Here is a 19,701-nt window from a genome sequence, read left to right on the forward strand (position 1 = left end):
TCATAAGTTAGGGTGAATCCGACTTCTAAACTCTAAACCTAAACCCTGCCTACTGTCTAGAACGAAATAGCCCTGCGATCGCATCAGCCTTAGTTAAATTCTGATTCGGGCCGAACTTCAACCCCGGAAACCCCGCCAAAAAGCCCCCCCGATTTGCCCGTTCGATCGCACTTCTCGCCCAAAAACTAGCAGAAACATCAATAAAATTTGTAGCCGGCACCCTCGGAATCGGACTAAACGCACTCACCAACAGCGCCGCATATTGAGCACGGTTTAAACTGTCATCAGGTCTAAAAGAACCGTCAGGAAAACCGCTAATTATATTCGCCGCAGCCAAAGCTTCAATAAACTTCTGTGCCCAATGTCCAGTAATATCGCTGAACACTGCACCCCCGATATTCGGATTGCCGCCGCCCTTTCTCACCGCACCTTGCACAGCTTTAAAAGCATTCACTTTCCCGTAACCAAACCAATCGCTGCGACCGTTGTTAGAATCGTAATTTCCCATGCGATTGCCCAACTGCGGATCGGGATCGGGATCGACAATTTTCTCAGCAGTTTGTTCGAGAATTCCCCGCACCTCCCGCGCCGTCAAACGGGGGTTAGCCGAAAGTATCAACCCTGCAACCCCAGCCACTACTGGAGTGGCGCTGGAAGTACCGCCAAAAGTATCAGTATAGTCCCCCCAGTCGTATCCCTGATTCCCGACTCGATCGGCAGTAAACACCCCCAAACCCGGCAAATACTGCGTCACCTGCGGCGGCGTGCCGATAAATCCGGTTTCTGGCAACCAAGTTCCCGGCGGTGCGTTGTTGCTGGGGGCGCAAACCGAGATGCTGCTGCCCCAATTGCTGTAAGCTGCTTTTTTGTTGAGGGAAGTGGAAGCGCTGACGGCAATTACGTCGGGGTGAACGGCAAATCCGTTTAGCCATCTAGTTTGACCCTCCACGACGTTGTTGGGCCAGCCTTTCTCGTTAACAGTACCGTTGACTGGGCGGTTGGCATTCCCCGCAGCGAACAGAATGACGCAGCCTCTGCCGCCTCGCCCTTGGGTTGCTGCTTTGGTGATAACGGCACTCTGCCGCAGGGAAAGGGGATAGTTAACTGCAGCAGGCCCCCAACTGCAAGAAATGACGGCGGCACCTTTTTCGATCGCCCAATTAAATATTTTTTCGACAGAATTGTCATCGAGAAAACCACTGGTACGGATGGGCATCAGGGCGCATCCGGGGGCGACGCCGACAATGCCTTTGCCGTTTTCTTCAGCAACGGCGACGCCGGCACAACTTGTGCCGTGGTTGTCTGAGTCGGCGACTGGCATCGGGGAAGTGTCGCCGTCTTTGAAATCGATGGGTGAGACGATTTTGCCTTGGCCTTGAAAATCTGGGTGGGTGATGTCAACTGAATCGTCGGCGATGGCAATTACGATCGATCGAACTCCGCGAGTCAGGTTCCAAGCTGGTTCTGCATAAATTTGAGCACCGCCGACAAGTTCGTTGCCGCCTTTGTTGTTTAGATACCACTGTTTGGGATAAAGCGGATCGCGGGGCGTATAATGCTGCTGCGTCTCTACTACAATGTTGGGTTCAGCTACCAGAACTTCTGGATATCTTGTCAGGCGGTTGGCAATTTTGACCGGGTTTTCTGTTGCTTGTTTGGTGACTTCGCAGACGAAAGTGTTGGGAATTCCTTCTACTGGCCGGACTATTTTTAAAGCTGCTGCATTGGCGATCGCCTTTCGCGATTGTTCATCTACTTGTTCGCCAAATTGAATCGTAATTTGGTCGGTTAAATAAAAGAATGTACTGGGATTGTTCGCGGGGCAATAGACGTGGCTGGCAAAAGCTACAGCATCGCTGGCGCGGGCTGTTTGCATTGCTGCTTCTAGGCGATCGGGTGCAACGAGATATTCTTCCAGATTGCTTTGGCCGACGCGACGGTTGAGTTTTGCCCCAGTTGTTGCAGCCCAATCGTTTGAGGCTGATGCTGTTGATGAGGGGCGGACTGTAAAGCGATCGTCCGCTTTTGACAGCAGCAATTCGTCGCCGCCACGCTGCAAAATCACTGCCAGACTTTCATCTGGGACTCCGATTCCTTGATAATTTTGGAGAGTGTCGGAGGTGGGTTTGCTTGGTTGTACCATCAGAAATGTTCCTGTTTGATTTTGATGTAGATTTATCAAACATATTTATAAGCTGTCAGGGATGTTTTCACCATGAGGGGTTTGAAACTGTAACTAACAGCGGTAGGGCTCGTCATAAGCACCTTACTAACTCCATTAGTCTCAAGCGAGAGAGACCAAAGTTTGTGTAGGATCGGTTTCAACCGGCGATTTTTATTCGATGGCTGGGTGTTTTTCCGATAAACCACCTCACAGAAAACTCGTTTTGAGCTTTTCTCCCGATCGCACCCTTTGACATTTCAACAAATTTGGTTTACACTTAGCCGGTTGCGATCGCCAATGGTAAGATCGGCTCAAGCTAAATATTTTTTTAAAGCGCATAGGCGCAAAGTAATTTCATGGTATACTCTGGAACTGTTTGTTGGCTTCGCTCCACTGCCCGGATTACGATCGGGGCGATCGCAGCTTTTACCCTGTTGCAACCGCTCCAAGTCCAAGCACAACAACCTTCGGGGCCAGAGAACCAACAGCAAGTCGATCCCGCCGACGACCCCACAGACCCCAACAATCTTCGCCCTCTGACGCAAGACAGCAGTCTGCTGAGCGTCCAAGGAGGCCAGCGTTTGATGACAGAAGCCAGCAGTGCTATTTCCTCTCAGAATTACGCACTGGCTACTCAAAAACTCCAAGAATCCCGCCAAATTTTCAATCAACTGTCCAACTTCTACCAACAACTGGGTAGCAGTTTTGCCGGAATTGACATCCGCTTGGCCGAAAGCCACCGCACCAAAGCTGTAGAAACGGCCCAAATGCGCGACGAAGCTACCTATCGGCTGGCGTTGGTACACCGGGCGCAAAATAAGCCCGAACTGGCTGTGCCCCTGCTGATTCAGATTATTCGATCGCAGCAGCCAACTCGCGACTTGGGCAAGAAAGCTTACCAGCAGTTACTGGAATTGGGTTTTGTGGATTCGCCCTTTCCCCGGCCTGCCAGCACTCAACCGAGCTCATCGACAAAATAGTTCCACTAAAATCTAAATTACAGCCGTTTATCAGAGAAACCAATGGTTACACCGTCTCAAGTAGCAGAAATGATTAAGGCAGGGTTGCCCGACGCTAAAATACAAGTTGAGGATTTGACTGGTGGCGGTGACCACTACCAGGCGAGAGTCGTCTCAGCAGCCTTTGAAGGAAAAAGCCGAGTACAGCAGCACCAACTGGTCTACGGCGCTCTCAAACAGGCAATGGCTAGTGAAGCCATCCACGCTTTGGGCTTGGAAACCTTAACTCCCGCAGAATGGGAAGCGAAAAGTCAAGCTGCTTAATTGTTGAGCGGCAATTAGCTATCACAAGTTTGTGCTTCTGTCAATAGTTGCTTGAAATACAACTGCTGCACTTACGCACAAAAACCAAAGAAACCGGGTTTTTTAACCGGAATCTATGGCTGTAACGAAAGATTGTCCTAAAAAACCCGGTTTCTGCGTCAGTCAACGTTTAAAAATTTTCAAACAATATTAGGAGCTACCATGACTACAGCAGCACATGAAAGAATTGACGAGTTGGTTAAGCAAAACAAAATCATGGTGTTTATGAAGGGCAATAAGTTAATGCCCCAGTGTGGTTTTTCTAATACTGTGGTGCAAATTCTCAATACTTTGGGAGTGCCTTACGAAACTGTTGATGTTTTGGCAGACCAGGAAATTCGTCAAGGCGTTAAAGAGTATTCCCAATGGCCGACTATTCCCCAAGTCTATATCAACGGCGAGTTTATTGGCGGCTCGGATATTATGATCGAGATGTATCAAAAGGGCGAATTGCAAGAAGTTGTAGAAGTGGCTTTGGCTTCTTAAATTAGACAGAAAAAACATATCCCCGACTTCTTTAAGAAGTCGGGGAAATAACAGCAATCGGGTTTTACGTTGAATTAAGTTAATTTACTTAATTACTTATGTCCAGGCAGAGCCGGGGAACCCAATACGGTCGGCTCGGCATCCAAGTTTTAGGCTCCGAAAGCGAGGCCGAGCCTCTGGACATCGGTTCCCTGGCCGAGCAAGGGAACCATTTAAGGGCAGTACAAGTTCCCGATTCCCGATTCCCAATTCCCAATTCCCAATTCCCAATTCCCAATTCCCAATTCCCAATTCCCAATTCATCAAGGGTTTATCAAACCGAATTTGCTATTTAATAGTAGTCTGATTCAGCCTGTGTCTGTGTCTGTGGCATTGCAAAATTGGAGGGGTCGTGAATGTAACGCGCTGCTTCTTCCTCTAGTCTGTGAATCAGATAGGGCTCCAAACTGTTGGAATGTCGCAGGGCTGCTAAATAGCCGTCTAAGTAAAGCCGCAGGTCATCAAAGCGATAACCTCTATTCCACATTTCGACGAGGGCGTCGGTGAGTTTTTGGTAGTGCCGGATTGTTTGGGTGTCTTGTAGCATAGTGTGAGTTTGAAATCCTTTGTGGTTTGTATAATGACGGCGGGATTTAGGAATGGCCTCGATTGAGGCTGAGTGGCTCAGCTTGGGGCTATTTCTAAATAAAAGTTTTTACCCTGCTCAACAGGCTACCCTCCATAAAAAATTTCACTCGTTGCAATGCAGTTGCTCGACTTTTGGCGCGCACCTAGATAATTCGCTGTGCGTTTAATAGAGTCGGGATGTGGCTGAATTTGACGGTCAAAGTGGCTGAGTGTTCCGGCTACCGAGCGAACGGTTGGAGGAATTCTAGTTTCACTTGCGCGATTTGTCAACCTCCTGGGAGTGGGGGCTGGGTCGGGGGGATCGCTTTTGGCAGGCGGTTGGGGCATGGGATCGATCGGCTTTACACTGTCTTATTTTCATTGTAAGCTTACCGCCAGAATGATTTAACCTTTCTGCAGGCTGACCCTCCCAAATTAACCAAATATTTAAAATTCCTACCCTGGGTGTGTCCGCTGCTTTAAACGCAGCTAATGCTTGAGTAGCGATGGTTACAAAAGCTTGACAAAAGCTCTGTTAACCTTGTAGCAATTAGTGATATGGGAAGCTCGCCTCTGTGGAATCTGCAAGTATTTCAATTGTTGAAGGGAATCCGCACCTGCGATCGCTCTTGGGCTGGCATCTACAGCAAGTCGGTCACTGGGTGCACCAGTCAGCGGATATCAGTCACGCTAGGGAAATATTTTTCAGCCGCCAGCCAACCCTAGTCATTCTGGATGCCCAATTGCCCGATGGGGACGGTTTGGAATTTTGCAACTGGCTGCAACAGCAGCAGCAGTCGCTGATTTTGATGCTGTCGGCGCGGAATTCGGAATCGGATATTGTTGAAGGTTTGAAGGCCGGGGCAGACGATTACCTGACTAAACCCTTTGGGATGCAAGAGTTTATGGCGAGGGTGGAAGCTCTGATGCGCCGTAACCGCACGATGATACCGCCGGCGACGCTGGAGTGCGGGCTGCTGAAAATTGATTTGGTGCAGCGCCGAGTGAGGTTGTACGACGAACATATTGAGCTGACTCCCCAGGAATTTAGCTTGCTGTACGTGCTAGCTCAAGCTGGAGGAGTGCCGCTGTCGCGATCGGATTTGCTGCGGAGGGCCTGGCCCGATGCTATTGATAACCCCCGGACGATCGACACTCACGTACTCTCTCTGCGTAAAAAAATCGAAATCGACCCGCGACAGCCGAGCCTGATTCAAACTGTACGGAATGTCGGCTACCGACTCAATCTGGAGTTGTTGAATGGGAATCAACGGCATTCTCCCCTGGTACCCGGAGCTGTGAGTTCTTAGAGTACGATCGGGCTATAAGTCGGATTTTATTTTGAGAATTGATTGGCGATCGCATCTGTTTTCGCTGCCATAATAAAATCATTGCGATGTAGTCCAGAAATCGCGTGAGTCCACCAAGTAACGGTCACTTTTCCCCACTCGGTTAACAGTGCAGGGTGATGTCCTTCGGTTTCTGCTGCTTCGCCGACGCTATTTGTAAAGGCGATCGCACTTTTGAAATCAGGGAATTTGTAGGTACGTTCTAACTGGGGAATGCCATTTTTTTCGATGAAATTCCAGTCGGGAATTTGAGGTTTTAGCTGGACAATTTCGTAAGCTGTGACGCGGGGAGAGTTTGGGCGGCAGGCGGCACAGTGTTCTTTTGCTAAAGGTTCCATAAATTGCTTGTTAGCGAGAAGATGCTAAAAGATATTATAGACATTTTCTAATGTGAATTATTTGGGATGGGGCAACTGTCATTTACGAGTGACGTAGAGAGTGTGATCGAAATCTTTCAAAAAATTGATGAGCAATCATTTAAAATTTATGGAAATAATCGTTCACCGTGGAATCGCTTAACCGATAATATCAGGAAGGGGCGGGTTGATTTTGCTATCTTGCTGATATTGTAAATGTTGGTGAACCCGCCCCTCCAAGTGCGATCGCTCAACCGATAACTTTCTTAATCAAATCCAGCTTACCTAGATAGGGAGCGTACCGCCATTTTAAGTCAAGTAAAAATGACTTTTGCAGCACGCTTTTTTGATGCGAAAAAGTGTCAAAACTTGCTTTGCCGTGATAGGTGCCGATGCCGCTGTCGCCAACTCCGCCAAAAGGTAAACTTGTTACTCCGACTTGCATAACTGTGTCGTTTATGCAAACTCCCCCGGAAGAAGTTTCCCGCAAAACTCGCTCTTGTTTCTCTTTATCCTTCGAGAACAAATACAAAGCTAGGGGTTTGGGACGGGCGTTGATTTGGGCGATCGCCTCCCCTAAATCATCATACTCCAAAACTGGCAAAATCGGCCCAAAAATCTCATCCTTCATCACAGGCGCATCCCAGGAAACCTTGTCGATCACCGTGGGTGCAATATATTTATCTTCGGGGTTTGTTTGACCGCCGACGACAATTTCTCCGTCTTTGATAAACTCTGCCAAACGTCCTAAATGATGCTGATTGATAATTCGGGAATAGTCGGGACTTTTCTGCGGATCGTCGCCGTAAAATCCGTGAATTGCTGTTTTAATTGCCTGCATCAAATCGGGTTTAACTTTTTTATCAACTAACAGGTAATCGGGAGCGATACAAGTTTGACCGGCATTGATGAATTTGCCCCACGCAATGCGTTTAGCAGTGTATTCAACTTGAATATCTGAGTCTACAATGCAAGGAGTTTTGCCGCCTAATTCTAATGTGACGGGTGTTAGGTGTTTGGCGGCGGCTTCCATGACTATTCTACCGATTTTTGTGCCGCCTGTAAAGAAGATGTGGTCGAATTTTTCGGCTAATAATTGTTGGCTGATTTCGACTCCTCCTTCGACGGCGGCTACGTAGGCGGGATCGAAGGTTTTGGTAATCATGTCGGCGACAACTGCCGACGTGTGTGAGGCGATTTCTGAAGGTTTGAGGATGGCGCAGTTGCCGGCGGCGATCGCCCCGACCAACGGTGATATCATTAGCTGAAATGGGTAATTCCAAGGCCCGATGATTAAAACTACGCCCAAAGGTTCTGGGTAAATGCGGGCCGATGCTGGGAATTGATCGATCGAAGTAGGCACTTTTTTCGGCTTTGCCCACGATTTAACGTTTTTGATGGCATAATTAACTTCTGCGATCGCAGCAATTTCAAAATAAGCCTCATACTCCGGCCTGTTCAAATCTGCCTTGACAGCATCCACAATCCGTGATTGATTGGAAACGATCGCACTTTTGAGCTTCTTGAGTTGTTCGATCCGAAAATCCACATCCTTAGTTTTCCCAGTCGCAAAAAATTGCCGCTGCTGCTGGATAATATCGCTGACTCTGATTACCATATTTAGTCCTCCATGTCTATCAATAAATGTTACAACAGGAAAACGGAACTTGGGTAAAGTGCGATCGGTGTTAGAGTCCCGACTTATTGAACAAGTCGGGGGTCTTGCCTTTACAAATCATTTAGAAATGCTATAAATTAGAAGCTAATAATTGTGGAAATGACAATGGAGTTCGCTGATGAAAATATCTAAGAACGATTTTTTTTTCTATTCCTGCTGGCTGCTTTGCTTGCTTGCAGTAGCAGGATGTACCTCTAAGCCCGAAAAGCAAGTTGTCATCTGCTCGAAAGACTTTACCGAACAAGTCATCCTCACAGAAATTTTAGCACAGCACATCGAAGCAACAACAGATATCAAAGTAGAACGAGAACAGAATCTCGGAGGTTCGCTTTGCCATCAATCCCTAACGGCAGGTAAAATCGATTTGTACGTCGAATACACGGGTACTGCTTACGCCAACCTGCTCAAACAAAAACAGATTTCTGACCCCAAAAAAGTCCTCGATTACCTCAAACAAGAATATCCCAAACAGTTTAAAGCAGAATGGACGGAACCACTGGGATTTAATAACAGTTTTGCGATTATTGTGCGGGGAAACGATGCCAAAAAACTAAATTTACAAACTCTCTCGCAACTTGGGAAAGCTGCACCTAACCTCCGGGCTGGTTTTGGCCCAGAATTTAACGAGAGAGAAGATGGGTTTCCCGGATTGGCTAAAACTTACGGGATTAAATTTCGAGAACAACCGAAGGAATTGCTGTTAGGATTGCTTTATCAAGCGCTGCAACAAAAAGAAGTAGATGTGATTGCTGGTAATACGACGGACGGTTTGATTCAAAGTTTAGGTTTAGTAGTTCTCACAGATGACAAAAACTATTTCCCGCCCTACGAAGCAGTTCCGGTGGTGCGATCGCAAATTTTGGAGAAATACCCGGAATTGCGTCAAGTGCTCGCAGAATTGGGCGGCAAAATCTCCGAGGAAGATATGCGACGACTCAATTATCAAGTTGATAAGAAACAACAGGAAGCTGGACAAGTAGCCCAGGAGTTTTTGCAGCAAAAGTTGGGCGATGCAAAGCCTTAAACTCCGCCAAAATATGATTAAAATAGTCATTGAAGAATTTATCCGCAGTCGCGAAAATCAACAACTGTTATAAAAAATTAATGCTGCTTGCAAAGCATATCTCTCTGAAGAAAAACAAGTTTTGCTTCGCAAGATGAATCGCTCTCATCGGAGGCTGGTGGAAGGCGAAGGGTAATCAATATTTTCCAAGCTGCAAAACAGGAGCTTTTATTGCTTCAATCTGGGACTCGGCAACTTCAACTGTAATTGCTTCGATATTAAAACCCTCTAAGCTATAACCATCTTCTTCACCTTCCGGCATCTGGTAGTGTTCAACGATAGTTGCTGTATCACCTTTTTTTAGGCCATACTTAGGAATATCTTCTCGCAATGCTACCTGTGAAAACAGTTCAAATTTCATGGGGTTTAACCTCTTGTCAATCAGGAACTAATGTAACAAATCTGGTTTCGGATGGAGTAACGATCCAAACGGTTTTAACTTGTAAAATCGTACCGTTTGGACCTGTTAAACTGCCTTTAATCATGTACTTTTGACCGTATCTGGTGTTTTCCATTTGCTCCGCTTCCAGAGGAAGTATCTGGCTTCTTAAATCTCGATCGAGCTGTTGCCAGTTTTCTATGCTGTAACCACCTCGATCGAGAAACTGAGATTTGTCGTCTTTAGGAAGCCGGATTAATAAATAGTTGGTCAGCTTTGCTGAAGGAATAACCGAGTTAAGGCTGAGTTTTGCCATAGGAAGAATTTCCTGTTAAGTCCCTTCGCTCAGCCTCCGCAAATTCAAAATATCGCTCATCTTTTTAATTTGCATACAAGTGCGCTCGAACTGTTGTTTATCCTGGATATCCATGCACAAGTCAATTAATGCAGGCAATCCGGGATATGTTTTGACTTGAGCGCTGCGGACGTTTACTTGGTTGTCCTTCAAATGTGATAAAACATCATTGAGAACTCCCACTCGATCGAGGGCTTCAATTTGAATGTTAACCGGGTAAGTGTTGGGTCGAGATTCATTGCGGTTGCTGGAATTCCAACTCACAGGAACCAAGCGATCCCCAGGCACGTTCTCAACATTTGAACATCCTTGTCGGTGAATCGAAATTCCGCGAGTGCGAGTCACAACTCCAATAATTGATTCCCCAGGAATCGGACAACAACAGCCGGATAAATGGTAGAGCAATCCCTCTACACCTGCGATCGGTGATTTGCTCGGAGACGAACTCGGTACTGGTTTCGGTGCCGTCGATGCAGGTATTAGCAAGGGCACTTCGTGGGTTCCTGCGGGAGCAGCTTCAATTTTTTGCTGCACTTTTACTAAATCTCGCAGTCGATTTACTACGAGATTTAGAGTCACTTCGCCGTAGCCTAAACCGGCGATTAAATCCTCGACGCTGTGGTAGTTGCAGCGCTGAGCCACCGATTGCATGGGTTCAGATTTTAGCAAAGATTCTAAGCCATTTTTACCTAATTCTTTTTCCAGCAATTCCCGCCCGCGGGCGAGATTTTCATCTCGGTGCGATCGCTTCAACCACTGGCGAATTCGGTTTTTGGCACCGTTTGTCTTGACAAAATTCAGCCAGTCGGAACTCGGATGACCATTTTTTTGGGTCAAGATTTCTACAATATCGCCGTTCTTTAAAACCTTGTCTAGTGTTACCATTCGCCCGTTGACTCTCGCACCGGTGCAGTGATTGCCAATTTCTGTGTGAATACGGTAAGCAAAATCTACGGGAGTTGATCCGCTATTGAGAGCAATCACGTCTCCGTTAGGAGTAAAAACGTAAATATCTTCGTCGAATAAGTTGTCCTTAATGCTTTGTAAATATTCGCGATCGTCTTTGAGGTCGCTTTGCCATTCTAGGAGTTGCCGCAGCCAAGTAAATTTTTCGTCGTCGCCGGTGACTGTTGTGTTAGAACCGCCAGTTTCTTTGTATTTCCAGTGCGCGGCAATGCCGTATTCTGCAATGTGGTGCATTGCTACGGTGCGAATTTGCACTTCGATGGGGCGGCCGCTGGTTCCGATTACTCCGGTGTGCAAAGATTGGTAGCGGTTGGCTTTTGGTAGACCGATATAATCTTTAAAGCGGCCGGGAATCGGGCGGAAAGAATCGTGGACGATCGCCAAAGCCCGATAACAGTCATCATTGGTTTCTACTATGATCCGCACTGCCGCAATATCGTACACTTGGTTAAACCCTTTCTGGCGGCGCTGCATCTTCCCATAAATTCCGTACAAATGTTTGGGACGGCCGCTGACTTCATAGCATTTAATGCCTAAATTGTCAAGCCTTTCTCGCAAACTATCGGTGACTTCTGCGAGTTGAGTTTCTCGATCGACTCGCTTCACCGCCACCAATTCCTGAATTTCGCGGTAAGCTTCGGGTTCCAGGTATTTAAAGGCTAAATCTTCCAATTCCCACTTAAAGCGGCCGATACCCAAACGGTTTGCTAGGGGAGCAAAAATATCTCGGGTTTCTAGGGCAATACTGCGCTGCTTTTCTTCGGACAAATGCTCCAAAGTCCTCATGTTGTGCAGCCTGTCTGCCAGTTTGACGACAATGACGCGAATATCTTTAGCCATTGCTAGGAACATTCGGCGGAAATTTTCCGCAAGGCGCTCTGTTTTGCTGGAAAAATTAAACTTAGAAAGCTTGGTGACACCTTCAACCAACTGTCGTACTTCGGCGCCGAACCGCTGTTCTATTTCTTCGAGAGTAATATCTGTATCTTCAACAATGTCGTGGAGGAAGCCGGCGGCAATCATGACGTTGTTGCCGCCCATATACCGGAGTATTCCAGCGACAGCTACCGGATGGCAAATGTAAGGTTCTCCCGATTTGCGGTATTGTCCTTGGTGCAAGTCGCGGGCAAATTCAAAGGCCCGACAAATTAAGCTGTCGTCCGTCGAGCAATTCGGGTTAGGGTCTCCATCAGGCTGCGATCGAGTATTCAGGCATTCTTGCAGCCAATCGGGAACTACAGCAGGATCGATCGAAGGAGAGGGAGTCAGAGTGTTCGCGTTCATGGGGTACACCTTTAAAACTTAGAAATACAAATGGTTAAAAGCCGGTTTTCGGTTGAATTGCCGAAATTATGTGTTTAGCTATACTAAACTAATTGAATGCCACAATTTGCAATTCAAAAAAATAGTCGATTTTTCTGTTAACTATACCTATCGAATTCCGAGTCGCCCCCCCTCGGAGGTAGGAAAATATAGTGACACCACTGCCGCCACCGCAGTCTGTCGATCGGGGAAAATCGGGTAAAATAAGCATATTTTGGCGGTAACAGTTGAGGTTGCGGGGGATCGGCATTTACCGGCAACGCTAAACTAAAAGCAGCAGCCAGAAGGGTAGAGCCAGGCAAACAAATCAAAAAAAGTTCTCACAAAACAGGGAATTGCTCCAAAAACGCACGGCTTCCCTCAATATGAGCAAACTTAAGTAAGTATCTACCTTGATTATAAATACAAATTTGTTTACAAAATCATGATATTGTCCGAAGACCGCCGCCAGCGCTACCAAGAATTACAGCAAGCACTAGAACAACTACAAAGAACTGCAGCAGAGGATAATCTGGATCGGGCCGCGCTGGCGATCGAATACAGAAAAGTGCAACAATTTTTCGGAAACCAAATTATGAGAGCCGAAAGCGATGAGTTAGACGCCTCAGAAACACCCCCAGAGCAGTCCTATTTGACGGAAATTCACAAGCAACTGCGGTTATTGGGGACAGATGTCACGTTTTTGCAAGCGTCGCGCCAGCCAGCGACAGCAAAGGCGAGGCAAACTGGGGCGATCGCGCGGCTTAACACGCTAATTGGCTACTGTGGAGCGTTGCTGCAAAAAAATTCTGGTTCTTCAGGGCCCGCCCAGATACAGAATTAATAATTGAATTAACAGGGAATTAATAAGGCAAGGAGAAATAAAGCGGTGGAATGTCCAAAATGTAAACATCCCAATTTAGAAGGCGGTACCTTAGCCGGCCGTATGTCGGTGCAGTGGTGTCCCAACTGTTACGGTATCTGGATTCCAGGCAGAGAATATGAAGCTTGGCAAAAAGAGCAAAGCCAGTGGTACAACAAATCCGAGAAGCCTGATGCGACAGCGACTCTCGGCATAGAATTCACCCCGTCTGTCTACGATAGCAAAGCAGCGCTGTGTCCCGAAGACGGTCACTATCTGTCGCGGGCGAAAGTTCCTTTCAGCAGAGTGCCCTTTTACATAGAGCGCTGTATGTTGTGCGGGGGCATTTGGTGCGATAACGGCGAGTGGGACATTCTCGAAAGTCTGGGATTCCACACCGAGATTGACAAGATGTTTTCTCCGAATTGGCAAGCTAAGGCCCGCGTGCAAGAACTCGCCTCTCGGGAACGTCAAGTGCTGACTGAGAAGCTGGGGCCGGATATCGCCGGATATGTGTTGGAACTCGCGGAAGTTTTAGCAGACCATCCTCACGCAGATTGTGCCGCTACTTACATACTGCGGAGAGCTGAGTTGAAGCGAAAGGAAATTTAGTCAGTTGATGGTTGTCAGTTGACAGTTGACTGTTGACGGTTGACTGTTGACTGTTGTTAGTAAGCGGTTGGTCGGTTAATGATGTAGTGATAAAATCTTTGCTTGTAGCAATTTTTATTGGTATTTACAAACTGTTGACTGTTGACTGTTGACTGTTAACTTTTAACTGTTGACTGTTGTTAGTAATCGGTTGGTCGGTTAATGATGTAGTAATAAAATCTTTGTTGGTTGCAGCAATTTTTATTGGTGTTTACAAACAGCATATCGGTTTCTTGCCAATAACTCATACGTCCTAAAGAACACTAATAAATAACAACTAACCGCCAGTATATTGGATAAATAATAAATAACAACAGACAACAGTTAACAGTTAAAATTTAACAGTCAACAGACAACAGTTAACAGTTAAAATTTAACAGTCAACAGACAACAGTCAACAGACAACAGTCAACAGACAACAGACAACAGACTAAGGACTAAGGACTAAGGACTAATGACTAACGACTCTTCTCTATTTTCCGTTGACAATCTGCGAGTAGCTTATCCTCAGCGACGGGGCCAATCCGGTTGGGCCGTTGACGGGGTTTCCCTGGCGCTGCAACCGGGGGAAAAGCTCGGATTAGTTGGGGAGTCTGGGTGCGGTAAGTCAACTTTGGGAAGGGCGGCGATGCGGTTGCTGCCGGATTCGACGCTGATTGAGGGGCGAGTTGGTTTTGCTGGAGAGTCGGTGTTTGACATGAATGCTTCGCGGTTGAGACGGTTTCGGGGCGAAGCTGTGGCATTGATTTTTCAAGATCCGATGACTCGTCTCGATCCTTTGATGACTGTGGGGGAACACTGCATCGAGACTTTGCAAGCTCACAGACCGAATTTGGATCGCAAGCAAGCTAAGAAACGGGCGATCGAAACTCTGGAAGCTGTGAAAATTCCGGCGTCTCGCTGGTCGCAATTTCCCCACGAATTTAGCGGCGGAATGCGGCAAAGAGTAGCTATTGCTTTGGCTCTTTTGCTCGATCCCAAATTAATTGTGGCCGACGAACCGACTACAAGTTTGGACGTAACTGTCGCCGCCCAGATTTTGCAGGAATTAACCAGACTTTGTGCGGAACGGGGAACGGCTATTTTGTTGATTTCTCACGATTTGGCGATGGTGGCTGAGTATTGCGATCGCATTGCGGTGATGTACGGCGGTAAAGTCGTAGAAACAGGACCGGTGCAAAACGTTTTTGAAAAGCCCCAGCACGAATATACTCGATCGCTCCTCAAAGCAGCTTTGCACATTCAAGCCGATTCTGGCAAAGGGTTAGCATTCGAGGAAATCAGGACTGAAGTCGTTCCTGCAAACTCAACAAATTCGCCTCTTTTGACCGTAACGAATTTGCAGCAACACTACAGTTTAGAAAGCAATTTATTAGATCAGTTGTTTTCCAGGAATCGCCAGGTAATTAAAGCAGTAGACGGCGTTAGTTTAGAGCTACAACGGGGAGAAACCCTAGGGCTTGTGGGGGAGTCCGGCTGCGGAAAAAGTACCTTGTCACGCACGATTTTGCAGCTAATTACCGCGACTGGCGGCAAAGTGGAATTTCAAGGAATAGATATAACTGCCCTGAACCGCGATGCTGTGAGGAAGCACCGCCGCGAAATGCAAATGATCTTTCAAGACCCCCACGCTTGCCTGAATCCGATGATGACTGTCGGGCAAAGTATTGCTGACCCTTTGTTTATTCACAAATTAGCTAATGGCAGCGAAGCTAAAAAACAAGTAATCCAAATGTTAGAGCGGGTGGGTTTAAGTCCTGGGGAGGATTTCTTTCGTCGCTATCCGGGGGAATTGTCAGGAGGACAACAGCAGCGAGTTTCGATCGCCCGTGCTTTAATTACTCGGCCGCAACTGATAATTTGCGACGAACCTGTGAGTATGCTGGATGCCAGCGTGCAGACTCAAGTTTTAGAGCTGATGTTGGAGTTGAAGCAGGAATTTAATTTGACTTATCTGTTTATTACCCACGATTTGTGGGTGGCGAGATTTTTTTGCGATCGTATTGCGGTAATGAATGCTGGCAAAATTGTTGAAATCGGTAAGACTAGGGATATTTTTACTAATCCGCAGCACCCTTATACTCAGCAATTATTGCAGGCAGCTCCTTTACTGGCTCGAACTCAATAGAAAGGTATAAAATTGGGGCCATCTAATTTCTGTCACGGGCTTCTAGATGGATTTCGGAAATTTCGGGTTAAATTGGTTAAAGTTAAGGGATACTTTTCAAATCCTTCCACCGACACCAAGCACGATATGGCAGAATCTGACCTAGGCAGTTTTGCGGTGGCACCCGACGCCTCATTCGCGATCGCAGAAGATGAAGACACCGAGATCGATCGTCCGACGGTAACTCGATCGTCAGCATACAACAACTGGTCTGCCGACGATCCAGTGGGAGCCTTGTTCAAGGAAATGGCTCGGTATCCTCTACTGACAGCAGCCGAAGAAGTAGAGTTGGCGCGTCGCGTTCAAGAATTGGTAGCCCTGGATGAACTAGAACAGCGTTTGCAGCAGGAATTGGACAGAGTGCCGACAAAAGCTGAACTCGCTGCGGCTTTGGGGATAAGCGAAACTCAACTGCAACAGCTTCGCCACCAGTGTCAGTCGGCGAAACGGAAAATGATCAGCTCGAATTTGCGCTTGGTAGTTTCGATTGCCAAACGTTATCTTAATCGGGGCGTGCCTTTTCTCGATTTAATTCAGGAAGGAGCTTTGGGTTTGAATCGCGCAGCCGAAAAGTTTGATCCTGAGAAGGGTTACAAGTTTTCTACCTATGCCTATTGGTGGATTCGCCAAGGAATTACCCGGACAATTGCCAATCAAGGGCGGACGATTCGCTTGCCTGTTCACATTGTCGAACAGTTAAATAAACTCAAAAAAGTTTATCGAGATTTGAAGCGTTCTCTTCAACGCAATCCAAGTGAAACTGAACTTGCTAGAGAAATGCAAGTTACTTGCGAACAGCTTCGCTACCTCCAGCAAGTACGCCGGCAATCTTTGTCTCTCAACCACCGCATCGGCTCAGAAGAAAGTTCGGAACTTTTGGATGTTCTCGAAGATAACGCGACGCAATCTCCCGAAGCTCAGATGAATGAGATGATGATGCGCCAAGATATTTTGGAGGTGTTGGACAGTATTTTGACTGAGCGCGAAAAAGAGATTGTTGCTATGCGTTACGGTTTGCTGACCGGCGAACCTTACACTTTAGAAGAGGTCAGCAGTTTGTTCAATTTGTCCCGCGAACGAGTCCGTCAAATTCAAAATAAGGCAATGCGAAAGCTGCGCCGCCCTCAAGTGACGGAACGATTGAAGGGCTGGTTGAAATAAACTAAAAAACATTGAGTTGGCATTTTGAAAAATATTAAAATTATTGTGGGGTGGCACTCCGAGGCCACCGTAAATATGCTTGTTAAAAGTGGAAAAACTTAAGTAAAAATTACAAATTAAAAATGTCTTGATGTGGTATTTTTAATTGTTGATTGTCGCGTACTACTTACTTATTTATGTCTTCAGAGGTAATTTTGCGTCCAGCTACCCGCGCCGACGTGCCGGTGCTGTTTGATTTGATTAAAGCTTTAGCTGAGTACGAAAAATTATCTCATGCCGTTACTGGCAATGCGGTTGATTTGGAGCATCATTTGTTTGGCGATCGACCTTTTGCTGAAGCGATTTTAGCCGAGTGCGAAAATCAAGTTGTCGGCTGGGCGCTGTTTTTTTACAATTATTCTACTTTTTTGACTCAGCCGGGAATTTATTTGGAAGATTTGTTTGTGATCCCTGAGTTTCGAGGGCGGGGAATTGGTAAGTCTTTGATAGTTTATTTAGCGCAGTTGACGGTTGAAAGGGGCTGCGGGCGTTTGGAATGGAGCGTTTTGGATTGGAATGAATTGGCGATCGGATTTTACAAGGGTATCGGTGCTGATGTGATGCCAGACTGGCGGATTTGCCGGGTTGCGGGCGAGTCTTTGGCAACTTTGGCATCCAAACAAGTGTAAAAACCCCTCGATAAGACTCGACGATGGCAATCGATCCTACAAAAACTTTCGTCCCTCTCGCTTGAGACTAAGAAATCAAGGTGTGTACCGCGCACCTTACAAGGAATCTGTAGGGTGCGCCACAAGCACCTTACAACAAATCTGTACCGCCTCAAATCTATGGTTGCGTAAATCGGAGTAGATAATTGGCAAAAATATAGGAAAATTTAAGTAACAGTAGATTTTGATTGAGAGAGTAGATCGTGATTATTTGGGTAAACGAGCAAATCGATCCGTCGGGTATTCTTTATTCTTGTATTGCTTGTTGCGATGAAACTCAAGCGAAGGATTGCCACGAATCTTTTGAGAAGAATTTGACGGCAGAGCAAAAACAGCAGGGCTGGGTTGCTACCTTGCGGACTGTTAGTTCTTGGGATGAGGTGCCTGTTAATGCTTTGAAATTGAATTAATGAGTGCAAGTCATTAGCAGCTTTAGTGTCGCCGTATTTCCGTTAGAGCGAAACGGCATAAAAACGTGGGACATCTGTTTGGAAAAGGCAAGATAGGTCGATCGCACATTGGTCAAATTAACAGAGGTTTTGTGAATCTGAAGGCAAAAAGCTGCAAGCATTTGGGGCAGCCAGTCTGAGGATTGTGCCCTGGAAGGTGCGGGAATTTGGGCGGAAATTTTCGGGACTGCAGTGCTGCGAAGACGCTAGGACGAAAAAGCGTGCAAGTCCGATCCTCTTCGAGGGCTCCGCTAACGACAATTCGCATTTCTTAAACGGATTTTAGCATTACTATTAATAGATAGAGGCATTTCCAATTGTCTAGTTAAATTTTTATGATTGAAACCTTATTTCACGCTTATACGCCTCTCGTGATCTGGACGGGCTTAGGACTGCTGCTATTTCGGTACATCCCAGTTGATTTTCCCAAGCTGCTGAGCCACTTTCTTTTCTGGATTGGGATACCGCTGCAAATTCTAGTTTTAGCCCGTCAGAGCGATTTTTCGGGTGCTGTGGGATTCACGCCGGCGATCGCCATATTCGTGTTATTTCTGAGTATGAGTTTTGCTTGGCTGACTTGGGTATTATTGCGTAGGCTGAGTGCGGCCCACATCAAAAAGCCCTATTTTCAGGGCAAAAATTCTCTGGTAAATTTATTTTTATTAAATTTTAATTCCCTGAAGCGATCGAGCCAAGGCAGTTTTCTCCTAGCTGCGATGTTAGGGAATACGGGCTTTGTTGGATTAGCAATCACCCCGTCTATCATCAGCAGCGATAACAACAACTGGGCTGTCTTGTACAGCGTTACTAATAATGTGATCGGAAGCTACGGTTTCGGTGTATTTATTGCTAGCTATTTTGGGAACTCCGAGCAAAAAAATCACTGGTGGACTCAGCTCCGGGACGTGCTGACAGTTCCCGCTCTGTGGGCATTTTTAATTGGTTTTTATACTAGAAACATCCCCCTGCCCGATACAGTGGAATCGGGATTGCAGACTGCTGTTTGGGTGGTAATTGCCAGTGCTTTGCTGCTGGTTGGCATCCGGCTGAGGTCTATTAAGAAATGGGAAAGTTTTGAACTGGCGTTAATCCCGTCGCTGTTAAAAGTGGTAATTGTGCCGGTGCTGATCGGATTGGGTGCTAGTTATTTCGGATTGAGTGGCGATCCGAGGTTCGTGTTGGTGTTGATGTCGGGAACGCCCACAGCTCTTTCCGTGCTGATTTTAGCAGAAGTATACGAGCTCGATCGCGATTTGTTAGCTAGCAGCATCGCCATCACTTCCGTCGGTTTGCTGTTGATGCTTCCGCTATGGTTAGCTGGGTTTAGTTAATATTAGCTGAGTTAACAGTTGACAGTTGACAGTTGACAGTTGACAGTTGATCGAAGGAAGAGGGAAGAGGGAAGAGGGAAGAGGGAAGAAGGAAAAATAGTCTTTGATGCACATAATCCAATACGGTTCACTTAAGACAGATCCCCTCTAACCCCCCTTAAAAAGGGGAGGACAAGAATGCTCTCAAAGTCCCCCTTGCTTTCGGGGGATTTAGGGGGATCTCCGGGGTATAAATAGTGTTAAGTGAACCGTATTGGCACATAATCTGTCTGGGGTGCATCTCACTTTGGCGAATGTGTCAAAAAAGAGTTAAAATGAAAAAGCTAGTAAAATCGTTAAATAAATAT

Annotated in this window: 21 protein-coding genes; 13 read left to right on the plus strand and 8 right to left on the minus strand. The window is 46.6% G+C overall.

The annotated features are described in order from the left end of the window. Window positions 1-49: 49 nt before the first annotated feature. Window positions 50-2,143, minus strand: a complete 2,094-nt coding sequence (locus QUB44_RS27890) for a S8 family serine peptidase (protein WP_333372594.1) — start codon at window positions 2,141-2,143, stop codon at window positions 50-52. A gap of 377 nt (window positions 2,144-2,520) precedes the next feature. On the opposite strand from QUB44_RS27890, the gene QUB44_RS27895 reads away from it, so the two are divergent. The 4 genes from QUB44_RS27895 (at window position 2,521) to QUB44_RS27910 (ending at window position 4,307) form a co-directional block, all read left to right on the plus strand. Continuing rightward, on the plus strand, window positions 2,521-3,144 hold the full coding sequence (locus QUB44_RS27895; RefSeq protein ID WP_333162028.1) for a hypothetical protein: 624 nt from the start codon (window positions 2,521-2,523) through the stop codon (window positions 3,142-3,144). 42 nt (window positions 3,145-3,186) lie between these two features. Further along, window positions 3,187-3,447, plus strand: coding sequence for a BolA family transcriptional regulator (locus QUB44_RS27900; RefSeq protein ID WP_333228862.1), 261 nt, complete (start codon window positions 3,187-3,189; stop codon window positions 3,445-3,447). Window positions 3,448-3,648: 201 nt separating this feature from the next. After that, window positions 3,649-3,972 carry a Grx4 family monothiol glutaredoxin gene (gene grxD / locus QUB44_RS27905; protein ID WP_172192602.1) on the plus strand — a complete coding sequence of 108 codons (324 nt, stop codon included), beginning with the start codon at window positions 3,649-3,651 and terminating at the stop codon, window positions 3,970-3,972. 98 nt (window positions 3,973-4,070) lie between these two features. Then, on the plus strand, window positions 4,071-4,307 hold the full coding sequence (locus QUB44_RS27910) for a hypothetical protein (RefSeq protein WP_333372597.1): 237 nt from the start codon (window positions 4,071-4,073) through the stop codon (window positions 4,305-4,307). Here QUB44_RS27910 and QUB44_RS27915 read toward each other — a convergent pair. Then, the gene (locus QUB44_RS27915) at window positions 4,304-4,558 is read right to left on the minus strand and encodes a DUF6761 family protein (RefSeq protein WP_333101986.1); all 255 of its coding nucleotides are present in this window, start codon (window positions 4,556-4,558) and stop codon (window positions 4,304-4,306) included. The genes QUB44_RS27910 and QUB44_RS27915 overlap by 4 nt on opposite strands. A 595-nt stretch (window positions 4,559-5,153) precedes the next feature. Between QUB44_RS27915 and QUB44_RS27920 the strand changes: the two genes are divergently transcribed. Beyond that, window positions 5,154-5,888: a response regulator transcription factor gene (locus QUB44_RS27920; RefSeq protein WP_333372599.1), complete on the plus strand. Its 735-nt coding sequence runs from the start codon at window positions 5,154-5,156 to the stop codon at window positions 5,886-5,888. Between the two features lie 26 nt (window positions 5,889-5,914). On the opposite strand, the gene QUB44_RS27925 is transcribed toward QUB44_RS27920, so the two are convergent. Both QUB44_RS27925 and QUB44_RS27930 read right to left on the minus strand, forming a co-directional pair. Continuing rightward, on the minus strand, window positions 5,915-6,265 hold the full coding sequence (locus QUB44_RS27925) for a 4a-hydroxytetrahydrobiopterin dehydratase (RefSeq protein ID WP_333372601.1): 351 nt from the start codon (window positions 6,263-6,265) through the stop codon (window positions 5,915-5,917). Window positions 6,266-6,533: 268 nt separating this feature from the next. Then, complete coding sequence (locus QUB44_RS27930) at window positions 6,534-7,901, minus strand: aldehyde dehydrogenase (RefSeq protein ID WP_333372603.1); 1,368 nt, start codon at window positions 7,899-7,901, stop codon at window positions 6,534-6,536. 178 nt (window positions 7,902-8,079) lie between these two features. Between QUB44_RS27930 and QUB44_RS27935 the strand changes: the two genes are divergently transcribed. Continuing rightward, the gene (locus tag QUB44_RS27935; RefSeq protein WP_333372605.1) at window positions 8,080-8,985 is read left to right on the plus strand and encodes a glycine betaine ABC transporter substrate-binding protein; all 906 of its coding nucleotides are present in this window, start codon (window positions 8,080-8,082) and stop codon (window positions 8,983-8,985) included. Between the two features lie 175 nt (window positions 8,986-9,160). Here QUB44_RS27935 and QUB44_RS27940 read toward each other — a convergent pair whose 3' ends face one another. The 4 genes from QUB44_RS27940 to QUB44_RS27955 all read right to left on the minus strand — a co-directional run bounded on the left by QUB44_RS27940 (window position 9,161) and on the right by QUB44_RS27955 (window position 12,358). Then, window positions 9,161-9,385 (minus strand): DUF4926 domain-containing protein, encoded by a 225-nt coding sequence (locus QUB44_RS27940; protein WP_242719868.1) that lies wholly within the window; start codon window positions 9,383-9,385, stop codon window positions 9,161-9,163. Between the two features lie 16 nt (window positions 9,386-9,401). Further along, entirely contained in the window at window positions 9,402-9,719 is a 318-nt protein-coding gene (locus QUB44_RS27945) for a DUF6883 domain-containing protein (protein ID WP_333101993.1), read from the minus strand. Between the two features lie 15 nt (window positions 9,720-9,734). After that, entirely contained in the window at window positions 9,735-12,008 is a 2,274-nt protein-coding gene (locus QUB44_RS27950) for a bifunctional (p)ppGpp synthetase/guanosine-3',5'-bis(diphosphate) 3'-pyrophosphohydrolase (protein WP_333372607.1), read from the minus strand. Between the two features lie 137 nt (window positions 12,009-12,145). Continuing rightward, window positions 12,146-12,358 carry a hypothetical protein gene (locus QUB44_RS27955; protein ID WP_333372609.1) on the minus strand — a complete coding sequence of 71 codons (213 nt, stop codon included), beginning with the start codon at window positions 12,356-12,358 and terminating at the stop codon, window positions 12,146-12,148. Between the two features lie 113 nt (window positions 12,359-12,471). Here QUB44_RS27955 and patD point away from each other — a divergent pair, with 113 nt between their 5' ends. From patD to QUB44_RS27990, 7 genes are all read left to right on the plus strand, one after another. Beyond that, window positions 12,472-12,870: a heterocyst frequency control protein PatD gene (gene patD / locus QUB44_RS27960; protein WP_333372611.1), complete on the plus strand. Its 399-nt coding sequence runs from the start codon at window positions 12,472-12,474 to the stop codon at window positions 12,868-12,870. 45 nt (window positions 12,871-12,915) lie between these two features. Continuing rightward, entirely contained in the window at window positions 12,916-13,500 is a 585-nt protein-coding gene (locus QUB44_RS27965; protein ID WP_333156811.1) for a zf-TFIIB domain-containing protein, read from the plus strand. A gap of 493 nt (window positions 13,501-13,993) precedes the next feature. After that, complete coding sequence (locus tag QUB44_RS27970) at window positions 13,994-15,667, plus strand: ABC transporter ATP-binding protein (RefSeq protein WP_333372613.1); 1,674 nt, start codon at window positions 13,994-13,996, stop codon at window positions 15,665-15,667. 126 nt (window positions 15,668-15,793) lie between these two features. Continuing rightward, window positions 15,794-16,867: an RNA polymerase sigma factor, RpoD/SigA family gene (locus QUB44_RS27975; protein WP_333372615.1), complete on the plus strand. Its 1,074-nt coding sequence runs from the start codon at window positions 15,794-15,796 to the stop codon at window positions 16,865-16,867. Window positions 16,868-17,043: 176 nt separating this feature from the next. Next, window positions 17,044-17,535 carry a GNAT family N-acetyltransferase gene (locus QUB44_RS27980; protein WP_333162004.1) on the plus strand — a complete coding sequence of 164 codons (492 nt, stop codon included), beginning with the start codon at window positions 17,044-17,046 and terminating at the stop codon, window positions 17,533-17,535. A 242-nt stretch (window positions 17,536-17,777) separates the two neighbouring features. Next, complete coding sequence (locus tag QUB44_RS27985) at window positions 17,778-17,984, plus strand: glycogen debranching protein (protein WP_333038077.1); 207 nt, start codon at window positions 17,778-17,780, stop codon at window positions 17,982-17,984. A 374-nt stretch (window positions 17,985-18,358) separates the two neighbouring features. Then, window positions 18,359-19,354: an AEC family transporter gene (locus QUB44_RS27990; protein ID WP_333372616.1), complete on the plus strand. Its 996-nt coding sequence runs from the start codon at window positions 18,359-18,361 to the stop codon at window positions 19,352-19,354. Window positions 19,355-19,701 lie beyond the last annotated feature (347 nt).

Origin of the sequence: Microcoleus sp. AT3-D2 (assembly GCF_036705715.1) — a bacterium.
In the GTDB taxonomy this organism is placed as follows: domain Bacteria; phylum Cyanobacteriota; class Cyanobacteriia; order Cyanobacteriales; family Microcoleaceae; genus Microcoleus.

Excerpts from the sequence above, each read along its gene's own strand:
- QUB44_RS27970 (WP_333372613.1), top strand. The coding sequence starts at position 13,994 with ATGACTAACGACTCTTCTCTATTTTCCGTTGACAATCTGCGAGTAGCT.
- patD (WP_333372611.1), top strand. The coding sequence starts at position 12,472 with ATGATATTGTCCGAAGACCGCCGCCAGCGCTACCAAGAATTACAGCAA.
- QUB44_RS27945 (WP_333101993.1), bottom strand. The coding sequence starts at position 9,719 with ATGGCAAAACTCAGCCTTAACTCGGTTATTCCTTCAGCAAAGCTGACC.
- QUB44_RS27940 (WP_242719868.1), bottom strand. The coding sequence starts at position 9,385 with ATGAAATTTGAACTGTTTTCACAGGTAGCATTGCGAGAAGATATTCCT.
- QUB44_RS27900 (WP_333228862.1), top strand. The coding sequence starts at position 3,187 with ATGGTTACACCGTCTCAAGTAGCAGAAATGATTAAGGCAGGGTTGCCC.
- grxD (WP_172192602.1), top strand. The coding sequence starts at position 3,649 with ATGACTACAGCAGCACATGAAAGAATTGACGAGTTGGTTAAGCAAAAC.
- QUB44_RS27975 (WP_333372615.1), top strand. The coding sequence starts at position 15,794 with ATGGCAGAATCTGACCTAGGCAGTTTTGCGGTGGCACCCGACGCCTCA.
- QUB44_RS27935 (WP_333372605.1), top strand. The coding sequence starts at position 8,080 with ATGAAAATATCTAAGAACGATTTTTTTTTCTATTCCTGCTGGCTGCTT.
- QUB44_RS27890 (WP_333372594.1), bottom strand. The coding sequence starts at position 2,143 with ATGGTACAACCAAGCAAACCCACCTCCGACACTCTCCAAAATTATCAA.
- QUB44_RS27915 (WP_333101986.1), bottom strand. The coding sequence starts at position 4,558 with ATGCTACAAGACACCCAAACAATCCGGCACTACCAAAAACTCACCGAC.
- QUB44_RS27950 (WP_333372607.1), bottom strand. The coding sequence starts at position 12,008 with ATGAACGCGAACACTCTGACTCCCTCTCCTTCGATCGATCCTGCTGTA.
- QUB44_RS27895 (WP_333162028.1), top strand. The coding sequence starts at position 2,521 with ATGGTATACTCTGGAACTGTTTGTTGGCTTCGCTCCACTGCCCGGATT.
- QUB44_RS27925 (WP_333372601.1), bottom strand. The coding sequence starts at position 6,265 with ATGGAACCTTTAGCAAAAGAACACTGTGCCGCCTGCCGCCCAAACTCT.
- QUB44_RS27980 (WP_333162004.1), top strand. The coding sequence starts at position 17,044 with ATGTCTTCAGAGGTAATTTTGCGTCCAGCTACCCGCGCCGACGTGCCG.
- QUB44_RS27990 (WP_333372616.1), top strand. The coding sequence starts at position 18,359 with ATGATTGAAACCTTATTTCACGCTTATACGCCTCTCGTGATCTGGACG.
- QUB44_RS27910 (WP_333372597.1), top strand. The coding sequence starts at position 4,071 with ATGTCCAGGCAGAGCCGGGGAACCCAATACGGTCGGCTCGGCATCCAA.
- QUB44_RS27930 (WP_333372603.1), bottom strand. The coding sequence starts at position 7,901 with ATGGTAATCAGAGTCAGCGATATTATCCAGCAGCAGCGGCAATTTTTT.